This window comes from Binatus sp. (SeqCode), from assembly GCF_036522015.1.
GTDB lineage: Bacteria > Desulfobacterota > Binatia > Binatales > Binataceae > Binatus.
Window position 1 is genome coordinate 1 of record NZ_DATDGQ010000376.1, and the last position, 8,017, is coordinate 8,017.

The 8,017-nt window shown below is 60.4% G+C and carries 11 protein-coding genes; 6 read left to right on the forward strand and 5 right to left on the reverse strand.

What is annotated here, in order from left to right; genetic code table 11:
- Positions 1 to 161 precede the first annotated feature (161 nt).
- Positions 162 to 383, reverse strand: a complete 222-nt coding sequence (locus VIW95_RS17660) for a helix-turn-helix domain-containing protein (RefSeq protein ID WP_414645302.1) — start codon at positions 381 to 383, stop codon at positions 162 to 164.
- A 228-nt stretch (positions 384 to 611) separates the two neighbouring features.
- Here VIW95_RS17660 and VIW95_RS16080 point away from each other — a divergent pair, with 228 nt between their 5' ends.
- Entirely contained in the window at positions 612 to 1,064 is a 453-nt protein-coding gene (locus VIW95_RS16080) for a hypothetical protein (RefSeq protein ID WP_331588397.1), read from the forward strand.
- Positions 1,065 to 1,147: 83 nt separating this feature from the next.
- Here the strand turns inward: VIW95_RS16080 and VIW95_RS16085 are convergent, their stop codons facing one another.
- The 3 genes from VIW95_RS16085 to VIW95_RS16095 are packed head-to-tail and all read right to left on the reverse strand — an operon-like array spanning position 1,148 to position 3,481.
- Positions 1,148 to 1,369, reverse strand: coding sequence for a dodecin (locus VIW95_RS16085; protein WP_331588399.1), 222 nt, complete (start codon positions 1,367 to 1,369; stop codon positions 1,148 to 1,150).
- A gap of 47 nt (positions 1,370 to 1,416) precedes the next feature.
- Positions 1,417 to 2,427: an isopenicillin N synthase family dioxygenase gene (locus tag VIW95_RS16090; protein ID WP_331588401.1), complete on the reverse strand. Its 1,011-nt coding sequence runs from the start codon at positions 2,425 to 2,427 to the stop codon at positions 1,417 to 1,419.
- A gap of 7 nt (positions 2,428 to 2,434) precedes the next feature.
- Positions 2,435 to 3,481: an alpha/beta fold hydrolase gene (locus tag VIW95_RS16095; protein ID WP_331588404.1), complete on the reverse strand. Its 1,047-nt coding sequence runs from the start codon at positions 3,479 to 3,481 to the stop codon at positions 2,435 to 2,437.
- Positions 3,482 to 3,606: 125 nt separating this feature from the next.
- Here VIW95_RS16095 and VIW95_RS16100 point away from each other — a divergent pair, with 125 nt between their 5' ends.
- A complete protein-coding gene (locus VIW95_RS16100; RefSeq protein ID WP_331588407.1) occupies positions 3,607 to 4,425 on the forward strand; it encodes a glutathione S-transferase family protein in 819 nt (272 codons plus the stop codon).
- Positions 4,426 to 4,447: 22 nt separating this feature from the next.
- Positions 4,448 to 5,092 carry a TetR/AcrR family transcriptional regulator gene (locus VIW95_RS16105; RefSeq protein WP_331588409.1) on the forward strand — a complete coding sequence of 215 codons (645 nt, stop codon included), beginning with the start codon at positions 4,448 to 4,450 and terminating at the stop codon, positions 5,090 to 5,092.
- A 9-nt stretch (positions 5,093 to 5,101) separates the two neighbouring features.
- On the opposite strand, the gene VIW95_RS16110 is transcribed toward VIW95_RS16105, so the two are convergent.
- On the reverse strand, positions 5,102 to 5,716 hold the full coding sequence (locus VIW95_RS16110) for a GNAT family N-acetyltransferase (protein ID WP_331588412.1): 615 nt from the start codon (positions 5,714 to 5,716) through the stop codon (positions 5,102 to 5,104).
- Between the two features lie 101 nt (positions 5,717 to 5,817).
- On the opposite strand from VIW95_RS16110, the gene VIW95_RS16115 reads away from it, so the two are divergent.
- From VIW95_RS16115 to VIW95_RS16125, 3 genes are all read left to right on the forward strand, one after another.
- Positions 5,818 to 6,537 carry a dolichyl-phosphate beta-glucosyltransferase gene (locus VIW95_RS16115; RefSeq protein ID WP_331588414.1) on the forward strand — a complete coding sequence of 240 codons (720 nt, stop codon included), beginning with the start codon at positions 5,818 to 5,820 and terminating at the stop codon, positions 6,535 to 6,537.
- 106 nt (positions 6,538 to 6,643) lie between these two features.
- Positions 6,644 to 7,054 (forward strand): hypothetical protein, encoded by a 411-nt coding sequence (locus VIW95_RS16120; RefSeq protein ID WP_331588416.1) that lies wholly within the window; start codon positions 6,644 to 6,646, stop codon positions 7,052 to 7,054.
- Between the two features lie 442 nt (positions 7,055 to 7,496).
- On the forward strand, positions 7,497 to 7,667 hold the full coding sequence (locus tag VIW95_RS16125) for a Flp family type IVb pilin (protein ID WP_331588418.1): 171 nt from the start codon (positions 7,497 to 7,499) through the stop codon (positions 7,665 to 7,667).
- Positions 7,668 to 8,017: the final 350 nt, after the last annotated feature.

Below are 8,017 nucleotides of genomic sequence, written 5' to 3' on the forward strand. Positions count from 1 at the left end.
GATTCGCCAGCATCAACGATCATTAGCGGATCTGTAGAATTGTATATTGGGAATGGCGTCGTCGAAGGTAAAACTCGACGACGCCCGGCGGATCGCTGCCGCCACTCGCCTTTTCGTCACGAGCTTAGTCCAAACCAGAGCGGGCTAAAGGTTCGGTTCGTTCAATTCAGCCTGGTTTGGGATGCTGGCTGCCTCGAGTTCTCGAGGAACGTCTCCACATCGCCACGTCGAAAGCGCTTGATTCGCCCGATCGCGTGACACGCCAACTCGCCCCGTCTGACCATGCGGTATATGGTCATTGGCGTCAGTTGCAGCAATTCAGCCAGCTGGCCAACGGTGTAAAACTCAGGTTGCTCGTCGTCTCTCGGTTGTGTTCGTTGCATCTATCCTTCCTTCAAATGAGCCCCTTTAGAAATCTGGAACGACATTACTATTGAGGAAAACAAACGCCTAGTCAAGCCTCGAATTAACTCATTATCGATATTTTATCGTGAGAACCGTTTTTCAGGTTTTTACCCTATTTTCATCACCACTCCCGCCTTCAATTTAACCTCAACCCTGTTTACAAATCCGATTTTTCATTAGAGATACACTTCGAGGGGTTTTCCGACATGCACGCATTAGCTGCGACCGGAGCCGGATTTCTGATCGCTGTATTGTGGTTCGACCTTATGTTCGACGTGCAGACGAGAAAGCACGCCGGCGATCCGCTTCCGACCGAAGTGTTAGTTTCGCTCTCGACCTACTACCGGCGCGTCACTATCGAAGCATGGCCGTTGAACCGGTTGATCGCGGTGGTGATGCTCCTGACATTGTTGGCAATTGCCGTTGAAATTGTGCAGAACGCCGGTCACTGGTGGGTCGCGTGGGTCTCGCTCGCCGCAGCCGCGAGCGCGATCGGCCTGGCCCGTGCGCGCACCGTTCCAAACGCGATGCAGCTCGGACGCGCCGCGGATTCATCTGGAGAGCAAACCCGCCTCGCTCGTGCGATCTATCGGGACCATCTCTACTGCCTTGCGGCCATGCTCACGGTAGTCGCGCTCCAACTGAGCACGCAGTTTTGACGTCCAGCCTTAGCCCAGAGTGCTGCCGTCGCTGCCGTGGAAACGGGTGGTCAAGGCCGTGGAAACGGGTGGTCAAGGCCTCTTCAAACCACAGCACCGCCTTCCAGACGAAATCCGATCCGTATTTCCACCTGGAAGGTAGGATCGCCCGCCTGGTTCACCGAGCCGCGAATATTCCTGACCTCGAACCAGTCGATATTTCGGATCGTCTCGCGGGCCTTGATTATCGCGTTGCGGACCGCCTGCTGAACGCTGTCGTCGGAAACGCCGACTACCTCAATTATCTTGTACGTCTTATTCGGCATCGCACACTCCTTTGCGTCCACCGTACGGAGCGACGCATCAACAAACTCTAAAACACTTTCGCTCTCAATTGTGGGAACACCTTCGAAACTTTGTTGAGCAGGTAGTCGCCGTAGGTCCCGCTCACTGTGGCCAGGTCGGTGCCATCCCATCGACGGCCGCGGCGCCGTCGGCCAGCGGCTGTGGGATCTGGTGCAAGAACTTCAATCGGCTGCAACACTGCGTCGAAGCCCGGATCGAGGAACAGCGGCATCGAGATGCGATCCTGCGTCGAGGCGTTACGCACACGATGCAACGCCGACACGTAGCGCCCGGCAGTCAACCGCTCAAGCATGTCGCCGACGTTGCAGACGAACGAATCGGGCACCGGCGGCGCCGGCAGCCATCGATCGTGATGCCAAATTTGGAGGCCTGCGACTTCGTCCTGCCGCAGCAGGGTCAGGAGTCCGTAGTCGGTGTGCTCGCCGACTCCAAGTTCGTTTTCGTCCGCGCTTGCAGTTGAAGGCGGATAGTTGAAGATGCGGAACAGCACGGTGGGGTCGTGCGTGTAGCGTTCCTGGAAGTAGTCCGGTGCGAGGCCGAGACCAACCGCAATGCCTTTCAACAATAGCTGGCCAGCGGCGGTGACCTCATCGATGTAGGTCAGCAGCGCGTCGCGGAATCCGGGCAGCGCAGGGAAAAGGTTCATTCCGTGAAGTGGCACGCCGGCGCGAACCCGTGGATCGTCGGGTCCCAATTGAGTACCGAAGTAGATTCCTTCCTTGCGATCCGGTCGCCCCGAAGTCAGCTCACCGTCCACCGGAAAGTAGCCGCGCCATGCGCGCCCGCCATGCGCCATCGCGATCGCAATCTTCTGTTCCAGCGGCGAAGCGAAAAATTCCCGTGCGAGGGTCATCATCCGCGCGGACAACGCAGGGTCGATTCCATGCCCGGTGATGTAGAAAAACCCGAACTCGCAGCACGCCCGATCGAGTGCCGCACCGATGCGAGCAAGATCGCGAGGATCGCGGCGGAGCGATCCGACGTCGATGATCGGAACGGTCTCGGTTGATTTCGTCAATGACGCCTCACTCCAGACGCTTCAGAAAGTCGCGCAACACGAGATCCCACTTCTGCCAGTCGGCGCCGCTCGCGAGATGGCCTTTGTCGCTGTCGATCTCGAAGTAGGTGGCATCGACGCGCGCAGCCTTCAATTTCGCCATCACCTCGGGCGCGATACTCGGTGGGAATAGCTTGTCAGTGCGCGACAGCACGTAGAGCACTTTCGCGCGAATCCTGGCGAAGTCCTTCTCGGCGTTGTAGTGCGCGCGCGCCTGCGCCAGCGCAATCATCGAATTGGGATCGAAGGCCTTCGCCCACGGTTCCGCGAGCTGATTGATCACCGCCTCGCGTTTCGCCGGATCGGGAAACCTCGAAGCCAGTTCAGCTTCGATGCCGTAGCGCTTGAGCGTCGCAACGCGCAGCTCCGTCATGAAGCCGAGCATCTCCGCGCTGCCGTAGTGGCGCCCGCCGTTCCATCCGGGCGCCTCGGCAAACCGCGTTCGCAAATCGGCCACCATTCGCGCGCCATCGGTTGCGTTAGGCGCCGTGACCACGGGCACTATACCGCTCATTGCGTCGGGAAAAGTGACGCCCCATTGAAACGCCTGGTAGCCGCCGAATGAAAGACCTGCGACTGCTACCAGATGCTTCACACCGAGCGCGTCGAGCATCGCGCGTTGCGCGGTAACGATGTCGAGCAGGCTGTAGTCCGGAAAATCGGGACCATAGCGCATGCCGGTTTTCGGATTGACGCTGGCCGGTGCAGTGGAACCATACGAAGAGCCGAGCATGTTCGATGACGCGACGAAATATTTGTTGGTGTCGATCGCCTTGCCCGGTCCGATCAGCCCGTCCCACCACCCGGGTTCGCCATTGCCGTCGAGACCGGCCGCATGCTGGCTCGAGGTGTATCCATGAGTCACGAGGATTGCGTTGCGTCCGTCGGGCCCGAGATTTCCGTAGGTTTCATACGCGAGATGGAGTTCGGGCAGCATCTCCCCGCTTTCAAGGCGGAAGTTCCTGGTCGTGAACCTTTTTACCTCGACTAGGCCGAGACCGTTTTCATTCGCCATCGCATCGCTCCCTTCGACCTTTCTAGCGCTTGCAGTCCGTTGACGAAAGCGTTTGACTGCGATGCAGGAAATAGCTTACAAAATTGTAAGTAAGCACTGCACCCCGGACAAAGGAAGTCAGCTCAATGGACACTCCCGAGTTGTGGCAGTTCACCAGCTCCCACTTCAACGAAAAGGCGCGCTGGGCGCTGGATTTCAAGCGCGTGCCGCATATCCGCCACTCGCTGATTCCCGGGTTTCACGTCGCCACCGTCAAGCGGATGACGGGGAAGACGCACGTCCCCGTGCTGAAGCTGGATGGCAACGCAATCTCGGATTCGAGCAAGATCATCGAGGCCCTCGAGCGTGTGTATCCCGAACCTGCGCTCTATCCCGCCGACCCCGATCAGCGCCGGCGGGCGCTCGAGCTCGAAGACTTCTACGACGAGGAACTCGGGCCATACATTCGGCGCTGGATTTTTCACGTCATCCTGCCGTACCCGAAATTTGTACGTGCCGCCTTCGTATCTCACGCGAGTCCGGCTGCTCAACTCGCGCAGCGCGCGATGTCTCCGCTTATCGGCGTGGTCATGCGGCGGCAGATGGACATCAATCCCGCCACTGCGGAGGTTGCGCGTAGCAAGACAATGGCGGCGATGGATGGGCTGGAGCGCGAGTTGCAGCCGTCGGGTTACCTGGTGGGCGATCGTTTCACAGTCGCCGATCTTACGGCGGCTGCGCTGCTTTCGCCGCTGGTCAGACCGCCGGAGTTTCCGTACAAGGCCGTCGCGCCACTTCCCGAGCCGCTGGTGAAAATCAGGGACGCCGTTTCGACACATCCCGCGTTCAGATGGACGCTTCAGACTTATCGGGAGCATCGCGGCGAATCCGCGGAAGTCGCAACCGAGGCGAGTGCCTTCCGGATCAAAAGAGATGCGAGCCGGACCGCGACAACCGGGCGCTAGCTCCAGGAGCCATCCTGCGACAATGCCTTCGCGAGACCGTACCGCGACTCGACGGCGTCGAAGCGCGGCGGAGACGCGCAGCGCGATCCTCGAAGCAGCGGAGCGGCGGCTGCTCGGCGGCGGTCCGGAGGCGATCCGACTTCAGGAAATCGCCGCCGCCGCCGGCATTTCGCATCCAGCTATCCTTCATCACTTTGGCAGCCGCGAAGGTCTGGTTGAGGCGATGGTGATGCGCGGAATCGCGAAGCTCCAGGGGCAATTCCTCGAAGGGTGGCCGAGTGCGAAAGAACCCGACATCGAGGGCGTGCTCGATCGCTTTTACGAAGTCGCTTCGCGCCGTGGAATCGCGCGCATGCTCGCATGGCTGATTCTTTCCGGCCAAGGCAACCGGACGATGACGCCCGGGGTGTTCAAACCGGCGGCCGAAAGAATGCACGCCGGCAGGGTTCGCAGAGCCCTGAACCAGGGACGTCGGCCGCCTGAGTTGGAAGAGACGCTGTTTGCCGCCACCCATCTCTTTATTCTCGTCCTCGGCGACTCCTTGTTCGGCCCGAGCGTCCGGCGAGCGATAGGACTTGGATCAGGCGCCGACATGACGCGCCGATATCGTCGCTGGCTGAGCAAAGTGGTCGAGCGAATGGAATCGCGCCGCCCCGCGAACAGCTGATTTTCGCGTTCAGCGGTTTGGCGTGCGGCGGAAGGTCCAGAAGCGGACCCCGCTGGCGCCGGCTTCTTCGCCGTTGACGATCACCTCGAAGCCTTGTTTCAGATAGAACGCGACATTGCACTGGTTCTCGGTCTCGAGATAACACGCGACTCGCTCAGCGTCGGCGCGCTCGAGTATGGGGCGCATCAGCGCGCCGCCGAGTCCGCGCCGCTGACAACTCGGCTCGACGCCGAGCAGGAACAGGTACCAGCACGGGGCGGTCATGTCGCGCTCGCGCGCTTGCCATTCGCGTCCAACCACGTCGCGATAACGCTGATACGCGTCGTTGCCGATCAGCGTCGCAGTTTCGTGCATCCCTGACGCTTCGATATTCTCGCGCGTCCATTTCACATTCGGCGGGAGCCAAAGCGCGACGCCCTCGAGCGTGCCAGCGGCTACGTATACTTCGCCGGTGAGAACCCCGAAGCGAATCATCCTGGCGTACACGTCGGGCAGCAGGCGCACGCGATCGGCCGGATCGGGAATGGCGTAGATCATCAGCGGATCGTCGTGGAACGCGCGCGCGAGCGTCGTCGCGGCCGCCGGGATTTGGGGATCAGCGAGTCTTACGATTTTCGGGCGCACGAGTACATTTTCGCACACCGCGCGTAACGGATGTAGCGACCTCATCGATAGGCATCGTTGCGGATGGTGTCCCGAGCACGTAAGGTTTCAACCTCGATCCCGTGGCCGAAACTCACCTGAGCATAGTTGTGCCTGCGTATAACGAGGCGCTGCGAATCGATACGACGCTGCGCAAGATACGCATCTACGCCGCGGCGCAGCCATTTCCGATCGAGGTAGTCGTCGTTGATGACGGTTCGACCGACGCGACGGCGGAAGTCGTGGCCAGGTTTCCCGAGGTGCGCATGCTCAGAGTCAGCCCGAACCGGGGTAAAGGCCATGCGGTGCGGCACGGGGCGCTCGCGTCGGCCGGGGAATTCGTGCTGTTCACCGACGCCGACTTGTCAGCCCCAATCGAAGAAGCCGACAAGTTGCTCTCCGCTCTTCAGTCGGGCGCCGCCGCCGCCGTGGGCTCCCGCGCGCTTCGTCGCGAGCTGATCGGAGTCCGCCAGCCAGTCTTCCGCGACTATTCCGGCCGCATCTACAACCTGCTCGTCCGCCTGTTCACAGGCCTTCGAATTCACGACACCCAATGCGGGTTCAAGCTATTCCGCATGGATGCGACCCGCCGCGCGTTTGAACTCCAGCGCGTCGAGGGATTTGGCTTCGACCCCGAGCTGCTGTTCCTTATCGAGCGCACCGGCGGCAAAATTGTCGAGGTGCCGGTCCGCTGGAACCACGATGCTGCGACGAAAGTCCGGTTCCCGCGCGATCCGATCCGGATGTTTGCGGATCTGATCAGTCTGCGCGTACGCTCGATCGGCGCCCACTATTCGCAATAATGTATGACCGTGTCTGCGCCATCCGGCGGCGCACATGCGGCTCGATCTTGATCGACAAAAGTGACAAAACTATCTTCATCGGCAGGCTGAAAGCAGGACAGCAACCATGAGATTGGAGACAGGCACGATGCGAACCTTCCGCTTTGGGCTGTTGGCGATCGCGGCGCTGGCGTTCTCTACGGCGTTTGCATTCGCGAACTTGTCGCAAGCGCGGGCGCAGGACGACGCGTCGGCGGATACCGCCAGCGCGCCGGCGGCTGGCGGACAATCGGATCAGAGCGCTCCGATGGACCCCGAGCAGAAGGCCAAGGCCGACGCGGCCCAACAAGCGCACGACGCCGCCGATGCGGCAGAGGAAACGCTCGACTCAGCGACCGAGGCGCGCGACCAGCTCGAAAGCGACGGCGCGGAGCAGGAGCAGATCGATGCGGCCAACCAGGCGATCGCCCAGGCGCGCGCGAACAAAAATGCCGCCGATGCAGCCGCACAACAGGCGGATGACGCGATGGGCCAATGAGCGCCGGGTAGCATCTTTGACGTCTGCGACGATGCGGCGGGTCAGCGATGACTCGCCGTTCGCGTTTCCGGCGTCCGAAAAATTAACGGGCCAGCGACGTTTCCGACACCGGCCCGTTGCCGACTGGAAAAGGGGGGCAAACCCAGTCAGCGCCCCCCTTTTATCAAAATTACCGTACCTGCGTCTATCGGACTTCGGTAAGGACCCTACCGTAAGAAAACGTTCGCTCGCCCCGCTTAGGCGCCGCTAGTCTATTCAGCAAATTTGCCATCCTTGTCCCTTTACACAAGCGTACAATCTGTATAGTAATGAAACCGCTTGTTGCGGTAACCCAACGCGGACGATGCTGACCCGGACCGTCAGTAAGCTGGGACGCAGCCAGATTTAACTACGGGGACAATGGCCAATTTCGGCCAAATAACAGACTGAGGAGGACACGGGAATGGAAAAGATCACGAAGATGTTTGTGAAGGCTCGGGAGTATCAGAAGGGACAGACCATGGCGGAATACGCGCTGATCCTCGCGGCCGTCGCAGTCGTAGTGTTCGTGGGCTACCAGACGATGGGCACGACCCTCACCACGCTGCTGACCAGCGTGGACGGCAAGCTCTAATCGAGAGGACTGATTCAGGGGTGGCGGCCTAACCCACCGCCACCCCGCTATCACCAGCTTGGTCTCGTGAACGGAAGCCTGTAGTCCTTCGATGGCCTGAACGGTCGTTGGAATGGTTTCCAAGCGGGGGCTGCCATCCAGTCCCAGCTTGGAACTCACTCCGAGAGAAACGATCGCCTTGGGAGGGGAAGGCAATGCGCCATCAGACAGCAGTTTATCGGTTAGTGGCAGGTTCGCGCGGCCAGACGATGGCCGAGTATGCGTTGATACTCGTAACGATCGCGGTAGTAGCTGCTGCCCTTGTTACTAATGCGGGCAATATACTCACGGAAGTGGTCGGCCATGTCTCC

Excerpts from the sequence above, each read along its gene's own strand:
- VIW95_RS17660 (WP_414645302.1), bottom strand. The coding sequence starts at position 383 with ATGCAACGAACACAACCGAGAGACGACGAGCAACCTGAGTTTTACACC.
- VIW95_RS16080 (WP_331588397.1), top strand. The coding sequence starts at position 612 with ATGCACGCATTAGCTGCGACCGGAGCCGGATTTCTGATCGCTGTATTG.
- VIW95_RS16085 (WP_331588399.1), bottom strand. The coding sequence starts at position 1,369 with ATGCCGAATAAGACGTACAAGATAATTGAGGTAGTCGGCGTTTCCGAC.
- VIW95_RS16095 (WP_331588404.1), bottom strand. The coding sequence starts at position 3,481 with ATGGCGAATGAAAACGGTCTCGGCCTAGTCGAGGTAAAAAGGTTCACG.
- VIW95_RS16100 (WP_331588407.1), top strand. The coding sequence starts at position 3,607 with ATGGACACTCCCGAGTTGTGGCAGTTCACCAGCTCCCACTTCAACGAA.
- VIW95_RS16105 (WP_331588409.1), top strand. The coding sequence starts at position 4,448 with ATGCCTTCGCGAGACCGTACCGCGACTCGACGGCGTCGAAGCGCGGCG.
- VIW95_RS16120 (WP_331588416.1), top strand. The coding sequence starts at position 6,644 with ATGAGATTGGAGACAGGCACGATGCGAACCTTCCGCTTTGGGCTGTTG.
- VIW95_RS16125 (WP_331588418.1), top strand. The coding sequence starts at position 7,497 with ATGGAAAAGATCACGAAGATGTTTGTGAAGGCTCGGGAGTATCAGAAG.